Source organism: Nocardioides insulae DSM 17944 (assembly GCF_000422825.1).
GTDB lineage: Bacteria > Actinomycetota > Actinomycetes > Propionibacteriales > Nocardioidaceae > Nocardioides > Nocardioides insulae.
Genome location: NZ_KE383928.1, coordinates 489457 through 506074, shown reverse-complemented (window position 1 = coordinate 506074; position 16618 = coordinate 489457). Strand labels below are relative to the sequence as shown.

Genomic DNA, 16618 nt, shown 5'->3' with positions numbered 1-16618 from the left:
AGAGTGGAACCGGGGGCCCTTAGCTCAATGGGCAGAGCATCGGACTTTTAATCCGCTGGTTGTGGGTTCGAGTCCCACAGGGCCTACCGCAGGTGCCGGGGGTGTCAGTGCCGGAAAGCAGCCGCCGCTGAGACCCCCGGCCACCCGGGACACCTCGATACCTGGACATCCACCCATTACGGTGTGCGACATGCCCGCCCGTCACGTCCTCCCCGACGAGGAGACCGCGGACCTGCTCCGCCTGGTCCGCCAGATCTGCACCGACGAACTCGCGCCGCGCGCGGCCGACGCCGAGGCCGAGGAGGCGTTCCCGCGCGACGTCTTCGGTCTGCTCGGACGCACCGGTCTGCTCGGCCTCCCCTACCCCGAGGAGTACGGCGGGGGCGGGGTCCCCTACACGACGTACCTGCGGGTGCTCGAGGAACTCGGCGCGGTGTGGGCGAGTGTCGGCGTCGGCACCAGCGTGCACGCGCTCTCCTGCTATCCGCTGATGTCCTACGGCAGCGACGAGCAGCGCGCGCGGTGGCTGCCCACCCTGCTCGGCGGGGAGGTGCTCGGCGCCTACTGCCTCTCCGAGATCCACGCCGGTTCCGATCCTGCCGCCATGCGTACCCGTGCGGTCCGCGACGGCGATGCATGGGTGCTCACCGGTGCCAAGGCGTGGACGACGCACGGCGGTCAGGCCGACTTCTACACCGTGATGGCGCGTACGTCGGAGGAGCGGTCGGGCATCTCCTGCTTCCTGGTGCCCGCCGACGCCGAGGGTCTCAGCGCGGACACCCCGGAGCGCAAGATGGGCCTCACCGGCTCGGCCACGGCGACGATGCGCCTGGAGGGTGTGCGGGTCGACGGCGACCGGCTCATCGGCGGCGAGGGTCAGGGGCTGAGGATCGCGCTGGCCGCCCTCGACTCCGGGCGTCTCGGGATCGCTGCGGTCGCCACCGGCCTGGCCCAGGGCGCCTTGGACGCAGCGCTGGCCTACGCCCAGCAACGAGAAGCCTTCGGACGTCGCATCATCGACCATCAGGGACTGGCCTTCGTGCTCGCCGACATGGAGGCCGCCGTCCAGTCCAGCAGGTCGATGCTGCTCCACGCGGGTGGGCTCCGTGACCTCGGCCTCCCCTTCTCCCGCGAGGCAGCGATCGCCAAGCTCGTTGCGACCGACAACGCGATGAAGGTGACCACCGACGCCGTCCAGGTCCTAGGCGGCGCCGGCTACACGAGAGACTTCCCCGTCGAGCGCTACATGCGCGAGGCGAAGGTGACCCAGATCTTCGAGGGCACCAACCAGATCCAGCGGATGGTGATCTCACGGGCCCTCGACCGCGGCGACGGCGGAGACATCACCGTCGGGCGCTGACCGGCGTCCGGGGTCGAGCGGTCGCCGTCAAAGTAAGTATCCGAGCGCGCACTCCACCTGGGAAGTACGCGCTCGGCTAGCTGCCTCGCCGGACGAACCGGCGGACCCTACGACGTCGCAGCCTCGGGCTCCTCGTGGTGGACGCCGCGCTGGCGCTGGTCGGTGAGCCGGGCCTCCTCGGCCGCGGTCGCCTCCAGTTCGGCCCGGCGCTCCTCGGCTGCGGCGAGCTCCTCGGGGGTGGCGACCAGGTCCGCGACGCCGCCCTCGAGCCGTTGGATGGCGGCACGGCCGAAGACCTGCTGCATCGTCGAGGTGCGCTCGGAGCTGTCCCGGCCGAGGAAGGAGATGAACCAGTGCACGACCGCGGTGAAGCGGTTCTTGAACCCGGTGATGTAGACCAGGTGCAGCACCAGCCAGGAGAGCCAGGCAAGCAGGCCGGTCATCCGGATCCGGCCGACCATCATCACCGCGTTGAACCGGCTGATGATCGCCATCGAGCCCTTGTCCCAGTACTTGAAGGGACCCTGCGAGGGCTTCCCGTCGAGGCGGTTCCCGATCTCCTTGGCGGCGTACTTGGCGCCCTGGATGGCCACCTGGGCAACGCCGGGCAGGTGGTCGAGGGAGATCATGTCGCCGACCACGAACACCTCGGGGTGGCCGGGCAGGGTCAGGTCGGGGTTGACGGCGATCCGCCCGGCGCGGTCGAGCCCGGCACCGGTCTGCTCGGAGAGGGTCCTACCCAGCGGGGAGGCCTGCACGCCGGCCGCCCAGATCTTGGCGCTCGACTCGATCCGCTGTGCGCGACCGTCCTTGAACTTCATCTCGATGCCGGTCTGGTCGACGTGGGTCACCATCGCGCCCAGGATCACCTCGACGCCGATCTCCTCGAGCGCCTTCTTGGCCTTCGTGCCGAGCCGCTCGCCGAACGGCGGCAGCACCTGCGGCGCGGCGTCGACGAGCACCACCCGCGCCTGGCGGCTGGAGATGTTCTTGAAGTCCTTCTTGAGCGTACGGCGGGCGAGCTCGGCGATCTGCCCGGCGAGCTCCACACCGGTGGGGCCGGCACCGACGACCACGAAGGTGAGCAGCGCCTCGGTGTCCTCGCCCCGCGCGGCAGCGATCTCGGCGAGCTCGAAGGCCCCGAAGATGCGTCCGCGCAGCTCCAGCGCGTCATCGACGCTCTTCATGCCGGGCGCGAACTCGGCGAAGTGGTCGTTGCCGAAGTAGGACTGTCCGGCGCCGGCCGCCACGATCAGCGAGTCGTAGGGGGTCTCCAGGGTGCGGTTGAGCAGTTCGGAGACGACGACCTTGCGCTCCAGGTCGATCGCGGTGACCTCGCCCATGAGCACCGTGGCGTTCTTCTGACCGGAGAGGACCTCGCGGGTCGGAGGAGCGATCTCGCCCTCGGAGAGGATGCCGGTGGCCACCTGATAGAGCAGCGGCTGGAAGAGATGATGACTCGTCTTCGCGATCATCGTGACGTCGACGTCGGCGTCCTTCAACTCCTTGGTGCCGAAGAGGCCGCCGAACCCGGAGCCGATCACGACCACCTGGTGGCGTCCCGAGCTGTTTCCCTCTGCTGCACTGGCTGCCATGCCACACCCTTCCTTGGGTTGGAACCTTCCAAGCCATTGTTGCGCTTCCCGGACCCGCGCGGGTAATCAGGTGACCGCGACCTCACCGAAGACGTCACCGAGGACCTCACCGGATCGAGCGGCGGGGCGGCGTACGAGCTTGTGGTTGAGGTCTCAACAGATACCCAAGATGAGCCGGTTTTGCCGGTGAGGCCGCGGGGTATACCGGACTCAGTCCGCTCTTCACCCCCTCGGAGATCTCACGTGCACACCCCACCCACCCTCGCCCTGGGTTCCGGCCCGGGCGGCGTGCAGCAGGCGCGCCGGTGGGTCGTCGACGCCTGCCGGGGGTTGGGCCGGGCGGATCTCGCCGAGGCCGCCGAGCTCGGCGTCTCCGAGCTGGTGACCAATGCCCTCCTGCACGGGGCGGAGCCGATCGAGCTGCGCCTGCGCGGCACCCGTGAGCACCCGCGGGTCGAGGTCTTCGACAGCTCGACCGAACCCCCCGAGCTACCCGGCGAATCCGACCTGGACGCCTTCGATCTGGACGCCTTCGACCCCGACTCCCCCGTGGACGACGCCGCGCTGCTCACCTTCGGCCGCGGCCTCGCCATCGTCGCGCGCGCCGCCGACGCCTGGGGCGCCGACATCGAGTCGACCGGCAAGGTGGTCTGGTTCTCCCCGGCGGCCGAGATCAGCGAGGACGACGGCGTCGAGGGCGTCGTCACCGGCCTCGACCCCGCACTGCCCGGCGCGCGTCCTGACCTGGTCGACCGCGTCGAGGTCGCCGTCCTGGGCATCCCGCTACCGCTCTACATCGGCTTCCAGCAGCACTTCCGCGAGCTACGCCGCGAGGTCCGTCTGCTCGCCCTCGCCCACGAGGTCGACTACCCCCTGGCCAAGTCCCTGTCCGACCTGTTCGGTGCCCTGGAGCGACAGCTTCGCGGCGGCCTGGGGATCACCGCCTCGGACGCCGCGCTCGCGGGGGCCCGCAGCGTCGCGGATCTGCATGTGCGGATGCCGCGGGAGGCAGCCGGGAGCGTGCAGCGTTTCATCGACCTGCTGGACCTCGCCGACGAGTTCTGCCGGCAGGAGCGTCTCCTGGCGCTCGCCCGCACCCCCGAACAACGCGCCTTCCAGCACTGGTTCCTCGGCGAGTACGTCCGGCAGGCACGTGGCGCACGGCCGACTCCCTGGTTCGACACCACGCCCGCCCGTCGCCACGCCGCACACTGACGGCCACACCCTGCGTCGGAGCCCGTTGGACGATCCGCGGCTGCGGCGCGCCGTCTCGCGCCATCGTCTCCCCGGAGCCCGCTGGAGGATCCGCGCGGCACGCGACGACGGGTGCAGCCGGCAGCGTTCGCCCCGGTCGTGTCGACCCGTCATGCCCTGCACCTCGGCGGCCTCGCCGTCGTACGCCGGCCCCCTCGCGCTCGCCCGCCCTGGTCAGCACTCTCCTAGGCTGCTGCGCGTGACTCATCGCAGGACGCTGGCGCTGGTCGCGCTGGGCGGCGCCCTCGGGTCCCTGGCGCGCTACGCACTGACGGTCGCCCTTCCGCATGAGGACGGCTCCTTCGCGTGGTCCACCGTGCTGGCCAACCTCAGCGGGTCGCTGCTGCTGGGGATCCTGATGGGCCTGCTGGCCACCGTCTGGGCGCATCGGCACTGGCCCCGGCCGCTGCTGGGGGTGGGGGTGCTCGGCGGCTACACCACCTTCTCCACGGCTATGTTCGACCTGCACGCGATGTTGCTGGCCTCACCGCCCACGGCGTTCGCCTACCTCGCTGCGACGATCGCGCTCGGCCTCCTCGCGGCCCTCGCGGGCGTGCTGCTGGGTCGGCAGCTCGGCGCTCGGGCCACTCATCGGCCCGCACCCCGGAGAGGCTCCCCGCGATGACCGTGCTGCTCGTGCTCGCCGGCGGAGCGGTCGGCGCCCCCGCCCGGTGGGCCGTCGACCGCTGGGTGCAAGCGCGGCACGGGACCGGGCTGCCGTGGGGCGTGTTCGTGGTGAACGTGCTCGGCTCGCTGATCCTCGGCCTGGCGGCCGGAGCCGCGGCGGGCGGCGCCCTGGCCGGCTGGGTCCTCACCCTGGTCGGCACCGGCTTCTGCGGCGCGCTGACGACGTACTCGACCTTCGCCTACGAGACCGTCCTCCTGGCCGAGCGCCGCGCCTGGGCCCAGGCCGTCCTCAACGTCGCCCTGTCCCTGGCCGTCGGCCTGGCCGCCTGCTCCTCGGGCTGGTGGGTCGGGCTGACGCTGGCCGATCTCGGCTGATCTCGGCCGGCGGGTGCCAGCGGACCGGGCGATCAGGCGTAGCCGAGCTCGTGCAGGCGGGCGTCGTCGATGCCGAAGTGGTGGGCGACCTCGTGGACGACGGTGATGCGCACCTCCTCGACCAACTCCTCCTCGGAGTCGACGAAGTCCATCAGCGGGCCGCGGAAGACGAAGATGCGCGCAGGGAGCTCGCCACCCTGGGGATCGACGCCGAGCGGTAGTCCGTCGTAGAGCCCGAGCAGATCCGGCGGCTCCCCCTCGGCGGGCTCGTCCTCCACCAGGACCACGAGGTTCTTCACCAGCCGGGCGAGCTCGTCCGGGATCGTGTCGAGGGCGTTGTCGACCAGCGCGTCGAAGCGCTCGGGCGGGATCTCGATCGGCACCCGACCATTGTGCCGGGGCGAGCCCAGCGCACCCGAGGGTGCGCCGGCCGTGACCGCCTGCCGAGCCCGCCCACTCCCCTAGGGCGGGAAATGAGTGAGAGGCTCAGGTCATCGACCTGAGCCTCTCAGCTGCGACCCCGACGGGACTCGAACCCGCGGCCTCCGCCGTGACAGGGCGGCGCGCTAACCAACTGCGCTACGGGGCCTTGCGTGTGCTCCTTGCGAAGCGGTGAAACAGTAACCCACGCCCTGCCGGAACCACCAATCGGGGCCGCACCTCCGCCGTACGACGCCGCCCTCGAGTGGATCCTCGGCCCCGACGCTGTCGACGCCCGCCACCGGATCCCTCCACCTCACGACCTCGAGAAGGACCCGGCGGACCGGGCGGAAGCGTCGGCGGATCGACGCGATCGGACTCGTATCCATAACCCCGCAAACGATTGACAATGCCCGAGCACCGAGCATTAGGTTGGCGTCGAAACGTGATTGGCTTCGATTTCCCCAGATCACGGAGTATCAATTCATCTCGTCGACGAGGAGAGATCAAGGTGCCTGCCTCACCCCTGCCCGAATTGGGTTTCTATGCGCTCGCGGGCGGATCCCTCAATCCGCGAGATGCGATCAACGAGGTGAGGGATGCCGAGGAACTCGGCCTGGGCACCGCTTTCCTCTCCGAGCGCCTCAATGTCAAGGAGAGTTTCACGATCACGGGCGCCCTCGGCGCGACGTCGACCTCGATCGGCATCGCCACCGGGGTCACGAACTTCAACACCCGGCACCCACTGGTGACCGCCGCGCACGGCGCGACCATGCAGGCCCTGACCGGCGGCCGGTACACCCTCGGCATCGGACGCGGCATCGACCTGATGCTCCGCCCGATGGGCCTGCGGATGGCAACCACGGCGCAACTGGAGGACTTCGCCCACCTCATCCGCCGACTCTGCGACGGTGAGGTGATCCAGGACCATCAGGGTCCGGCCGGCTCCTGGCCGCTGCTCCGAGTCTCACCGGCGCCGTCACAGGGGGTTCCGCTTCTCATCACCGCCTTCGGCCCGAACACCCTCAAGCTGGCCGCCCGCGCCTTCGACGCCGTCGTCCTGCACACCTTCTTCTCCGACGAGACCACGCGGCGCTGCGTCCAGACCGTGCGCGAGGAGTGCGAGCGCATCGGGCGGGACCCGGCGTCGGTCCGCATCTGGTCGTGCTACGCCACGGTCCGCAACGACCTCCCCGAGGAGACGTTCCTGCTCAAGACGACCGGCCGGCTCGCCGGCTATCTCCAGGGGTACGGCGACCTCCTGGTCGCCACGAACGACTGGGACCCAGCCCCGCTGGAGCGGTTTCGCGCCGACCCCACGGTCCGGTCGATCCGAGGTCCGATCGACTCACTGGCCACCCCGGCACAACTCGAGCACATCGGTTCACTCCTCCCCGAGGAGTGGCTGGCCTCGGCCGCGATCGGCACCTCGCAGGAGTGCGCGGCCGCCGTCGACGCCCAGTTCGATCTCGGCGTGGACGGGGTCATCATGCATGGCGCGACCCCCGAGGAACTGGCTCCCGTCGTGGACGCCTACCGCGCCGTTCGCCGACATGGACGCGCAAGCGCGTCAGCGGCAGTCACCGCGTGACGTGTCAGGCACGAGTCGACGAGGGCAATTTCCGACAATTGACGAAATGCACTTTTCCGTCAGGACGAGTGCCGAGATATCACCTTGACGCGTGACGTCCGTCACTGTACGTTCGAGCGCGCAACAGGGGCATTTCTCATATATTCGGCACATTTCGCCCAATTCCGCGAATGGCCGGATTATCGGGCGCGACCGGGCACCGGGCGCATCCTTGCGGATAGGGGCGTTGGACATTGCGTGTCACTGAGGTCAACAGCACGTGGCTGGCCGGTTTGCTGGAGCTTCCCGAAAACCACATCGCCGACGTCACCGCGACGCCGGTGGGCACGGGTCAGGTGGCCGACACCTACCGGGTCGCTTTCACCGCCGGTGGCACCCCTCGCTCGCTGATCGCCAAGCTGACCTCCGAGGACGAGGTGAGCAGGGCCACCAGCGCCAACCTCCTCACCTACCTGCGCGAGGTGCGGTTCTATTCCGAGATCGCGCCGATGCTCTCGGTCAACGTCCCGACCTGCCATCACGCGGAGGTCGATGACACGGGGGTCGACTTCGCGCTGGTGATGGGCGACCTCGCGCCTGCCGTCCAGGGCGACCAGTTGGGGAGCAGCACCCTGGCGCAGGCACGCGCCGCACTCGACCAGGCCGGCCGCCTTCACCGGGAGACGTGGAACCGAGGTGACCTCTCCTCCCTCGGGTGGCTGGCGACTCCGCAGGAGGCCGAGGGCGAGGCACCCGACTACCAGCCCCTGCTCGACGAGTACCTGCGGCGCTACCCGCAGCACGACACCGAGGAGTTCACCCTCCCCGCCCGGGCCTTCTTCGCCCGTGCCGAGACCTATCGTCGACGCGCAGCTAACGCGACCCCTCGGGCCCTGGTCCACGGGGACTTCCGGCTCGACAATCTGCTGTTCGATCCCGGCACCGACACGGCGACGGTCGTCGACTGGCAGACCGCGCAGGCCGGATCCCCGATGATCGACGTCGCCTACTTCATCACCACGTCGTTCCCGCCCGCCGCTCGGCGCCTCCATGAGACCGATCTGCTCCGGAGCTACCACCAGGATCTGGTGGCAGCAGGGATCACGGACTACTCCTTCGAGCAGTGCTGGCAGGACTACCAGTGCCACGTGTGGTTCTCCCTGTGGATGGCGGTCGTCTCGGCGGTGCTGGTCAAGAGGACCGACCGCGGCGACGCCATGTTCACCACGATGGCCTCGCGGGCGATCGCGGCGGCGCGCGACCACGATTCCGTCCGGTTCCTCGACTGAACTCCGGACCTCAGCAGAGCCGACTCCCGAAGAAAGGTCAGCACGTGCGCGACTCGATCCAGACGGCACCATCCCTCCGCGTCGACCCGGCCGACGAGGGACCCCATCCCGAGGATCCCGCGGTTCCGCTGTGGAGTGAGAGCTACTACCTCGACGGCATCACCGACGATGGCGCCCTCGGCTTCTACATCCGGGTCGGCGACACCCGCAACCTCGGCACCAGCATGGTCTCCCTGGTCATCGCCCGCCCCGGCCGCCCCTCGATCATCCTGTCCACCCAGGAGGCTCCGCCGCTGGCCCATGAGGGCACCTCGGCCACCGTCACCACACCCGCCTACACCGCGACGTTCGACGTGAAGGATCCTCTGCAGGAGTACGCCATCACCTTCGACGGAACCGCCCAGACCTTCCCCGATGAGGGTGCGATCCTCCGCGGCGAGCAGGGGGAGCCGATCCAGGTGACCGCGGATCTGACCTGGACGACGACAGGGCTGGACTACCGCTGGCCAGGTCTCGCCGACCGTTACGAGATCCCCTGCCGCGTCACCGGCACCATCACGGTGACAGGTGAGGAGTTCCCCTTCGTCGGCAACGGCCAGCGTGACCACTCCTGGGGCAACCGGGACTGGTGGGCCAACTCGTGGATGTGGAACGCGTTCTGGCTCGACGACGGAAGCCGGACCCACTCCGCCGTGGGCCGCGGAGGGGTCTGGGCGCGCGGCTACTGGCAGCGGGGCGAGCGTCTGGTCGACCTCAGCCAGGGCGACTGGGTCGCCGACTACGACGGGGACGGCCGGATGCGCGCGGCGTCGTTCCGCCTCGACGAGGCCGGGGTCGAGGTCACCGTGGAGCCGACCGCCTACGGCAACCTCCTCCTCATCTCACCTGAGGGCACACCCGCTCATTTCGTCCGGGCGATGGCCGACTTCACCACCGCCGACGGCCGGACCGGCCGTGGCTGGATCGAGTGGGAGTGCCTCCTCGGACCTGACGGCGAGATCCACTGACCGCCCCCCTCCGGCCGGCCATCGCCGAATGCGGCGAGCCCGGTCCCGGACTCCCGACCCGCCACCGGTGGCGGGTCGGGAGTGCGGGGCTTCGGCGCCGCGACGTCGGGGCACGATCAGCGGAGAGGGCCGGACTCAGCTGCGAGTTGGTCCGACCTCGATCTGGGCGGCGATGCCGGTGACGTACTGCTCGAGGGTGGTGCGGTCGGGAGCAAGGAACGGCCTGTCCGTCACGAGCACGTAGTGGAGCGCGGCGGTGATGAAGAAGCCGAACGCCTCGACATCGACGTCGCCGCGCACGGTCCCTCGCTGCTGCCCCGCGCGGAGGAATTCGGTCATGACCGTCGCCCACGATCGGGTCGCGCCGTCATCGACGGCCTTCTGGAGGATCTGGCCGCCACGTGAGTCATGGCCGAGGTGCGCCACGAGAGCGGGCGCATCCGAGGCAGATTGCAGGTCGGCGAACTCCATCAACCGGTCGGCGAGCGCCCCGCCCGGTCGTGCAGCCCACTCTTCGATCTGGGCGGCCAGCTCATGCAGCGAGGACCGAGTCAGCTCGCGAAGCAACTCATCGCGCGAGGCGAACGCCTTGTACGACATCCCGACTGCCGTGCCTGCCTGGCCGGCCAGGGACCGCATGGTCAGCCCGTCCACTCCATCGCGGGCGATCACAGCGCGGGCGTGTTCCAGCAACGAGCCGCGCAATGCCTCGGTGTCGGTGGGTGGTCGAGGTGCCATCGGGGACCTTTCAATTGCCGTTGACGAGACATCATAGGTGAACTAGCGTTCATGAACGCGCGTTCACAAATCGCGCGCCTCACCGACTCCCACTTTCCCCTCGGCCACACTCCGCAGGAAAGGCAGGAACCCATGGCGCACTCTCTGCACAGCACCTCGACGCCTCCCGTCGCCGCGGGCGGCGACCGCCACACCCAAGGCTGGCTCAAGGGGTGGCCGACCGTACTGGGACTGGGCACCGCGACCCTGCTCCTGATCACGGGGGCCGCAAGTCGGGACACCCTGGCCATCGGTGCCACCGCAGCGGCGTGGTGCTACCTCGCTGCCGCAGCCTCCGGTCGACCCTGGGTCGCCTGGGTCGCCATACCCGGATCCTCACTCGTGGTCGTCCTCAGCGAAGTGATGGGGATGCCGTGGTGGGCCGGACTGGCCCTCGGGTCGCTGATCCTGGTGGTCGTCGCCCTACGCCGCGAGCGTCCCGACGCTGTCCTTCTCGCTCAAGCGGCGGCGTTCGCCGCGATCGGCCTGCTCGCCGTGCTCGCCCTGAGCCTCGACCCGCGCGCCGGCGTAGTCCTGGCCGGCCTCGTGCTGGCCTCCCATGCCATCTGGGACGCGATCCACCACCACCGGCGGATCGCCGTACCGCGCTCACTGGCCGAGGCGTGCTTCAGCCTCGACCTCCTACTCGGCCTCGGCCTCGTCGCCGTCGTCGTCTTCGCGTGGTAGCCCGACACGTCGCACCCGAACGACCCGCTGACCGGAGTTGCGACCCCGGCGTGACCCTTTGACCGGGGGCATCCGGTCCCGAGCGCTGCGTCGACGTACCGCGGCGCGATGCTCGCCGCGGTACGTCGAATCGATGGTTGACGCCCCTCAAGCCCAAGCCTTTAGTGCTAGGAGCCCAGTCCAATGGAGTGAGAGCGATGATCGAATTCCATCTGGACCCGCGCTCCGGCGTCTCGCCGTACCAGCAGCTCGTCCAGCAGGTCCGCAACGCGCTCCGACTCGGCCTCCTCGAGGATGGCGATCAGCTGCCGACGGTCAAGGACGTGGTCGCCGACCTGGCGATCAACCCCAACACCGTGCTGAGGTCTCGGCCCGCCACACCGACCGGCAGTCGACGTATCTGGTCCGCACCGATCAACCCGTGCGCGATCCCCGCTGGACGGTCGGCAGCCTCGCCCTCGAGGACCTGGTCCTGGCCTAGATGACCGACGCTCGCACATCGGCCCGCCCGGCTCGCCCGAACCTGGAGGTGCTCCGATGATCTGGCTGGCATGGCGCCAGTTCCGGCTCCAGATGGCCATCGTGTACGCCGTCCTGCTCGCGCTCGCGGTCAGCGGCCCGAGGATCGCCGACCTCTACGCCGCGGACGTCGAGACGTTCCTCGACCGGCTCGGGTCCGCGGACGGCGACCGGTTCCTGTATCTCGCAGGGGTCGTGGTGCTCTGGGTCCTTCCCGGCGACGTCGGCGTCTGCTGGGGCGCACCCCTGATCGCTCGCGCACTCGAGGTCGGAACCCGCCCTGCACGGGCTCCAGGCGAGCGGGCCGGGCGAGCCGGTCGACACGCTCCAGGTCCGCCACCACGACTACGGCGGGTGGGTGCTCGACAGCGCCACCGTCAACGCCGCCGGCAAGGGCGTCGCGACCTTCCCGACCTGGGTGGAGCACTGTCTCCCCGACCCCGGGGGATCCCCGAACCCACAGGTCGCCGCCTGCTTCGACCGGCTGGCCCAGGAGGGCTACCAGCAGGAGGTCGTCGCCCACCCGGGCAGCCATTCTGGGCCTTGCAGTGGCGAGACCGGCGTACTCCTCGGACTGACCGCGCTTCTGGGCGGATTCTGCTTCTGGTGGCTCCGACGCCTGTCCCGACTCGGCCCCGGCGAGGAGGGCTCCATCGCCGAGCCACTCCGACATCCCCCGGGACGGCACCGAAGGACGGGCTCCCCTCATCAGAGACATCGACTCGATCGATCACCCTCCGCGGGAGAGGGGGCCCAGGTGCTCGCTGACCCGGCACGCCTTTCACGTCGGCCGTCGCACGCGGACATGCAGGGCTTCAAGGACTTCACGGACTTCACGGACTTCGCCGAGGGGAAGGACACCCGCAAGGCGCGGTGAACCGCGCCGGCAACGGATGCCGACCACAGGGCATCATCGCGGCCCGCGTCAGTGGCGGGAGGGGTACGCCAGTGCCTCGAAGAACAGGCGCCCGACCTCGCGACGCTGATGCTTCGTCGCGTCGACCGGAGCGGCGTCGAACGGCACGAAGTAGACGAAGTAGCGGGGCCGCATGACCTCGATCGCAGTGAGCGCCAGCGGAAAGGGGCTGACCTCGCTCAGGGCGACCTCCTCGTCACCTCGCCACACGCGGGCGAAGTCCTCGTCGAGGGCCAGGAAGGGCACCCGAACGACCAGCCACGTGCCCGGACCGCCGCAGACCGGCACCACCGGGTGCACCCGGTCGAGGAGCTCCTCGACGTGGTGGAGCCTCCCCGGTACGCCCTCGGCCGCGAGCCGGTGATCCAATGCCGCGTTCAGCCGGGCCGGGAGCTCACGGAGCAGCGCGGTCACGGCATCCCGGCTGGCGGGGTTGCGCGGGTGCGCTGCGTCGGTAGGTCCCCCGATCGGGAGTGCCTCGATCAGCCGGGACACCGTCGCGCGGTTCTGGTCGGCCCGGGCCAGGAACTCCTGATAGTTGCGCCAGGCGGGCACGGGTGAGAGCGAGAACGAGTCGCACACGGCGAGCAGGGCGAGCGTGGCCCGTGCCTTCAGAGTCACCGCCGGCTCCTCGGAGGACGCAACGAGCGCCTCGAGCGCGGGCCGAGATCGGCGCAGCCAGGCGAAGCAATCGTGGTCGTCGCTGACGCGATCCCCTGCCCGGTGGCCGTTCCCCGCCGCGGAGAGATAGTCGAGATCGGGTGAGGCTGCGGAGGCGCCCCGGGTCAGTTCGTAGACGTTGCGAACGGCATGCTCCAGGGCGGCGTCGGCCGCTACGACGGCGTAGTGATGGACGACCCAGCGGTACTGCTGTGCCCGTTGCACCAGGAGCGTCTCGAAGGCGGACACGGCCCGGGCGCCCAGCCCGATCCTCCAGCCGCCCTCGGCACGGTGCAGTTCGAGGCTGTGCAGCAGTCGATCGACGTCGATCGCCCCGAACTCGGTGCCGCTGTTGACCGCATCGCGCACGAGATAGTCGAGTCGGTCGACGTCGAACTGTCCGTCGATCAGGTGATGCAGGCTGGAGGCCCAGCCTGTCTCGGAACGGTCCGAGAGCACCCGCCGGATCAGTGTCCGCGGCAGCCACTCGAACACGGACCCGTCGATCGCGTCGAAGATGCGCAGCCCGGCCCACTCGTGGAACTGGACGCGCCCGGACGCGTCGGCGCGGTACTCGGAGAACGACCGCAGCTGATCCTCGCCGAGTATCGCTGAGGCATGCGCCTCGTAGAACGGCTCGAGGATGTGGGAGAACGGCGGATGACCGAGGTCGTGCACGAGGCCCACCGCACCCACCACGAGGCCGATCACGTGCTCGAAGTCCTGCCACAGCTCGGTGTCCTCGGCGTCGGTGGTCTCGCCCGCTTCCACCAGAGCCGCGGTGCGCGGGTCGAGCACCGCGGGGTCCAGCTCCCGCAAGGAGGTGATCACGTCGTGGCGGAAGGCGTCCCTCGTCGCACCAGGCGTGCAGCCGTCCGGCGCGACCGTGTTGCGCCAGCTCGAGCGCCAGCCCCGAACCGCCAGATGCATCGTCCCGAGGGCGTGTTCGAACCGGGAGCCGCCCATGGAGGGGTACCGCACGACGGCCCGCGAGTTCTGCGCGACGTTCCGCAGCCGCTGCACCTCCGGAGCCCGTACCAGGGCGTCGAGTTCGCCCATCACCTCGACGTACCCGAGCACCGGGTCGCGGATGACTCGGGCGCGTGGTCGGGAGTCTGCTGCGGACGGCCCACGCTGCTCCATGACCCTCAGTGTGTCGGAACCGGCGGATGCCATGGGCGAATTCCCGACGGTTACGCCCGCGCTCCCCTAGCATCAGGACATGCTCACCGTGGAGCGGGTGGCCCACCTCCGCCGGGTCGCGCTGTTCTCCGCCACCCCCGACCGGGTGCTGGCCGGTGTCGCGGGGGTGCTGGACGAGGTCTCCTTCGCCAAGGGCGAGGTGTTGATGCACGAAGGCGATATCGAGGACTGGCTCTTCGTCGTCGTGCGCGGCCGGGTCCAGGTGACGCGGGTCGATCGGGTCGTGGAGATGGGCGACGGGTCGGTGGTCGGTGAGCTCGCTGCGCTCGATCCCCGACCGCGGACCGCGACCGTGACCGCACTGGACCCGGTGACGGCGTTCCGGCTGACCAAGCCCGCCTTCGACGAGGCGGTCCGGACACGTCCCGAGATCGCTCTGGGAGTGATCACCGAGTTGGTGCGTCGAATCCGCGAGACCCATCGCCCGCCCGCGAACGGATGAGGCCTCGGCTGCTGCTTCTCGCCGGCCAGACGACCCTCCTCGGGGTGATGGTCGCCTTCCTGGTGGTGCCGGCGAGCGCACTCTTCCTCGCCGAGTACGGCGCGGAAGCCCTCCCCTACGCCTACCTGACGGTGGCGGTGGCAGGGATCGGCGTCTCTGCCGCGATGCGGCGCGCGCAGTCCCGTCTCACGCTGGCGCGGCTGGCGGGGAGCGTGCTGGCTGCGTACGTCGTCGTGGTGGCCCTCGCCTGGGCGGGGCTGGCGCTCTTCGACGGTCTCTGGGCGACGTTCCCGCTGTTGGTGCTGTTCCCCCTCATCATCCCGGTGGGATTCGTCCTCATCGGCAGCCAGGCCGGTCGACTTCTCGACGTCCGGCAGATGAAGGCCCACCTGCCCCGGGTGGTCGCGGGCTTCTCGGTCGGCTTCGCCGTCGGCGGGCTGGCGGCGGCGCTGCTGGTCGGACCGTTCGGCGGGCCGGTGCACCTTCTCGGGATCGATGTCGCCTCCGGGCTGTGCCTGCTGATCCTGGTGGCGGAGACCTCCCGTCGATTCCCCACCGAGTTGCGCGCCGCACCGGCACCACCCGTCGCCGGGCCGGGTCCCCGCAGCACGGCCCGCGCTCTGGTCCGGAGCCGCCTGGTCCTGGTCGTCTTCGGATACCAGGTGTTGTCCGCGGCGGCCACCCAATTGCTCGACTTCCTGGTCTGGGAACAGGCATCGGTCCGCTATCCCGACGCCGCGGACCTGGCACGGTTCCAGGGACTCTTCGGCGCCCTCATCAATGTGGTGTCCATCGTGTTCGTGGTCGTGTTCGCCGGGCGGCTGCTGACCCGATGGGGGGTGGGCTTCGGCCTGGTCGCCAATCCGCTCGCGGTGGTCCTCGCAGTCGCGGCCGGAACCCTCATCGGCTACGGCAGCGGGACCCAGGTCACCGCCTTCTTCGTCATCGTGTGCGTGCAGCAGATCCTCGACATCGCGCTCACCGACGGCATGACCCGGACCTCGATCAATGCGACCTACCAGGCGCTGCCCGCAACGGCACGGCTGCGCGCCCAGACGGCCGTGGAGGGGGCGGGCGTGCCACTCGCTCTGGGTCTGACCGGGGTCTTCCTGCTGCTCCAGCAGGCGTTGGGGCTGGACGTCCGCGTCGTCGAGCTGATCACCCTGCTGGTGGCCGCGACGTGGGTGGCCCTCGGCTGGTGGGCCTATCGGGAGTACGGCGCCGGCCTGCGGGAACTCCTCGGCACCCCCCCATGGACCCCGGTGCAGCCGTGGGGGATGAGCCCCGCGGATCCGGCTCCTGAAGCCGGGCACGAACTCCGGGCCGACCTGCTGACCGAGGCCACCCGGGTACGCCGGGTGCTCCAGGTACTGGACGGTCTCGACGGGGCCGCCGCACTGCAGCCGCTGCGGAGCGCCCTGCGCGACGAGATCGACGCCTGCGCGCAACGCGTCACGGAATCGCTCGCGCGCGCCCACGGACGGGAGCCGATGGTCCGAGCGGTCGCCGCGCTTGCGTCCACGGTCGAGCACGATCGCGGCATCGCACTGGAGATGATCGAGGTGACCTGTGGGCGGTCCGCCCGGATGGTGGTCGCCCTGGTCGACCCGACGCTCGACGAGGACGAGCGCCGGACCCGCCTCGGCGACCCTGCACCGAGGCGACCCGACGACCTCTCCGACCAGATTCGGGAGTTGGTCGCCGACCCCGAGGGCTGGTGGGCCGAGCCGTGGCTGCGGGTCTGCGCGCTCTACGCCGCACCCGTCGTCCTCCGAGATGCCGCAGCGGAGATCGCCGGCGCCTGGGTCGATGATCCGGATCCGGCCGTAGCGGAGACCGCGCGGTGGGTGACACGATGAACCTCAGACCGGGCCCACCGAGGACTCCGGGAGAGCCGGACCTGACAAGCTCGGCGGT

16 protein-coding genes and 2 tRNA genes are annotated in these 16618 nt (G+C 70.1%); 13 read left to right on the top strand and 5 right to left on the bottom strand.

Annotated elements, in window-relative coordinates; translation table 11 throughout:
- Positions 1 to 13 precede the first annotated feature (13 nt).
- Together G515_RS0112575 and G515_RS0112570 are read left to right on the top strand one after the other, a co-directional pair.
- Positions 14 to 86: transfer RNA gene (locus G515_RS0112575), tRNA-Lys, on the top strand.
- Positions 87 to 190: 104 nt separating this feature from the next.
- Complete coding sequence (locus tag G515_RS0112570) at positions 191 to 1360, top strand: acyl-CoA dehydrogenase family protein (protein WP_028660402.1); 1170 nt, start codon at positions 191 to 193, stop codon at positions 1358 to 1360.
- A gap of 107 nt (positions 1361 to 1467) precedes the next feature.
- On the opposite strand, the gene G515_RS0112565 is transcribed toward G515_RS0112570, so the two are convergent.
- On the bottom strand, positions 1468 to 2955 hold the full coding sequence (locus tag G515_RS0112565; RefSeq protein ID WP_028660401.1) for an NAD(P)/FAD-dependent oxidoreductase: 1488 nt from the start codon (positions 2953 to 2955) through the stop codon (positions 1468 to 1470).
- A 243-nt stretch (positions 2956 to 3198) separates the two neighbouring features.
- On the opposite strand from G515_RS0112565, the gene G515_RS21280 reads away from it, so the two are divergent.
- From G515_RS21280 to crcB, 3 genes are all read left to right on the top strand, one after another.
- A complete protein-coding gene (locus G515_RS21280; protein ID WP_051218345.1) occupies positions 3199 to 4170 on the top strand; it encodes an ATP-binding protein in 972 nt (323 codons plus the stop codon).
- Between the two features lie 238 nt (positions 4171 to 4408).
- A complete protein-coding gene (locus tag G515_RS0112555) occupies positions 4409 to 4834 on the top strand; it encodes a FluC/FEX family fluoride channel (RefSeq protein ID WP_245565380.1) in 426 nt (141 codons plus the stop codon).
- Positions 4831 to 5211: a fluoride efflux transporter CrcB gene (crcB, locus tag G515_RS0112550; RefSeq protein ID WP_028660399.1), complete on the top strand. Its 381-nt coding sequence runs from the start codon at positions 4831 to 4833 to the stop codon at positions 5209 to 5211. The genes G515_RS0112555 and crcB overlap by 4 nt, the downstream gene beginning before the upstream one ends.
- A gap of 32 nt (positions 5212 to 5243) precedes the next feature.
- Here crcB and G515_RS0112545 read toward each other — a convergent pair whose 3' ends face one another.
- Positions 5244 to 5594, bottom strand: a complete 351-nt coding sequence (locus G515_RS0112545; protein ID WP_028660398.1) for a metallopeptidase family protein — start codon at positions 5592 to 5594, stop codon at positions 5244 to 5246.
- A 132-nt stretch (positions 5595 to 5726) separates the two neighbouring features.
- A tRNA-Asp gene (locus G515_RS0112540) sits at positions 5727 to 5800 on the bottom strand.
- A 342-nt stretch (positions 5801 to 6142) separates the two neighbouring features.
- Here G515_RS0112540 and G515_RS0112535 point away from each other — a divergent pair.
- The 3 genes from G515_RS0112535 (at position 6143) to G515_RS0112525 (ending at position 9497) form a co-directional block, all read left to right on the top strand.
- On the top strand, positions 6143 to 7222 hold the full coding sequence (locus G515_RS0112535) for a TIGR03857 family LLM class F420-dependent oxidoreductase (RefSeq protein ID WP_211221024.1): 1080 nt from the start codon (positions 6143 to 6145) through the stop codon (positions 7220 to 7222).
- Between the two features lie 233 nt (positions 7223 to 7455).
- The gene (locus tag G515_RS21275) at positions 7456 to 8490 is read left to right on the top strand and encodes a phosphotransferase family protein (protein WP_051218344.1); all 1035 of its coding nucleotides are present in this window, start codon (positions 7456 to 7458) and stop codon (positions 8488 to 8490) included.
- A gap of 44 nt (positions 8491 to 8534) precedes the next feature.
- On the top strand, positions 8535 to 9497 hold the full coding sequence (locus G515_RS0112525) for a DUF7064 domain-containing protein (RefSeq protein ID WP_028660396.1): 963 nt from the start codon (positions 8535 to 8537) through the stop codon (positions 9495 to 9497).
- Positions 9498 to 9632: 135 nt separating this feature from the next.
- Here G515_RS0112525 and G515_RS0112520 read toward each other — a convergent pair whose 3' ends face one another.
- Entirely contained in the window at positions 9633 to 10235 is a 603-nt protein-coding gene (locus G515_RS0112520) for a TetR/AcrR family transcriptional regulator (protein WP_036555496.1), read from the bottom strand.
- 132 nt (positions 10236 to 10367) lie between these two features.
- On the opposite strand from G515_RS0112520, the gene G515_RS21270 reads away from it, so the two are divergent.
- From G515_RS21270 to G515_RS0112505, 3 genes are all read left to right on the top strand, one after another.
- Positions 10368 to 10961, top strand: a complete 594-nt coding sequence (locus tag G515_RS21270; RefSeq protein ID WP_036555495.1) for a hypothetical protein — start codon at positions 10368 to 10370, stop codon at positions 10959 to 10961.
- Positions 10962 to 11158: 197 nt separating this feature from the next.
- Positions 11159 to 11446, top strand: coding sequence for a GntR family transcriptional regulator (locus tag G515_RS23100; RefSeq protein ID WP_084653527.1), 288 nt, complete (start codon positions 11159 to 11161; stop codon positions 11444 to 11446).
- A gap of 392 nt (positions 11447 to 11838) precedes the next feature.
- A complete protein-coding gene (locus G515_RS0112505; RefSeq protein ID WP_028660394.1) occupies positions 11839 to 12357 on the top strand; it encodes a hypothetical protein in 519 nt (172 codons plus the stop codon).
- Positions 12358 to 12405: 48 nt separating this feature from the next.
- Here the strand turns inward: G515_RS0112505 and G515_RS0112500 are convergent, their stop codons facing one another.
- A complete protein-coding gene (locus tag G515_RS0112500; RefSeq protein WP_036555494.1) occupies positions 12406 to 14199 on the bottom strand; it encodes an HD domain-containing protein in 1794 nt (597 codons plus the stop codon).
- Between the two features lie 79 nt (positions 14200 to 14278).
- On the opposite strand from G515_RS0112500, the gene G515_RS0112495 reads away from it, so the two are divergent.
- Entirely contained in the window at positions 14279 to 14701 is a 423-nt protein-coding gene (locus G515_RS0112495) for a cyclic nucleotide-binding domain-containing protein (RefSeq protein ID WP_028660392.1), read from the top strand.
- Positions 14698 to 16560: a hypothetical protein gene (locus G515_RS0112490; RefSeq protein ID WP_028660391.1), complete on the top strand. Its 1863-nt coding sequence runs from the start codon at positions 14698 to 14700 to the stop codon at positions 16558 to 16560. The genes G515_RS0112495 and G515_RS0112490 overlap by 4 nt, the downstream gene beginning before the upstream one ends.
- The last annotated feature ends 58 nt before the right edge of the window (positions 16561 to 16618 follow it).

Bases quoted from the DNA above. Each gene is read 5' to 3' on its own strand.
- G515_RS21270 (WP_036555495.1), top strand. From the start codon at position 10,368: ATGGCGCACTCTCTGCACAGCACCTCGACGCCTCCCGTCGCCGCGGGC.
- G515_RS23100 (WP_084653527.1), top strand. From the start codon at position 11,159: ATGATCGAATTCCATCTGGACCCGCGCTCCGGCGTCTCGCCGTACCAG.
- G515_RS0112500 (WP_036555494.1), bottom strand. From the start codon at position 14,199: ATGGAGCAGCGTGGGCCGTCCGCAGCAGACTCCCGACCACGCGCCCGA.
- G515_RS0112565 (WP_028660401.1), bottom strand. From the start codon at position 2,955: ATGGCAGCCAGTGCAGCAGAGGGAAACAGCTCGGGACGCCACCAGGTG.
- G515_RS0112495 (WP_028660392.1), top strand. From the start codon at position 14,279: ATGCTCACCGTGGAGCGGGTGGCCCACCTCCGCCGGGTCGCGCTGTTC.
- G515_RS0112570 (WP_028660402.1), top strand. From the start codon at position 191: ATGCCCGCCCGTCACGTCCTCCCCGACGAGGAGACCGCGGACCTGCTC.
- crcB (WP_028660399.1), top strand. From the start codon at position 4,831: ATGACCGTGCTGCTCGTGCTCGCCGGCGGAGCGGTCGGCGCCCCCGCC.
- G515_RS0112520 (WP_036555496.1), bottom strand. From the start codon at position 10,235: ATGGCACCTCGACCACCCACCGACACCGAGGCATTGCGCGGCTCGTTG.
- G515_RS0112490 (WP_028660391.1), top strand. From the start codon at position 14,698: ATGAGGCCTCGGCTGCTGCTTCTCGCCGGCCAGACGACCCTCCTCGGG.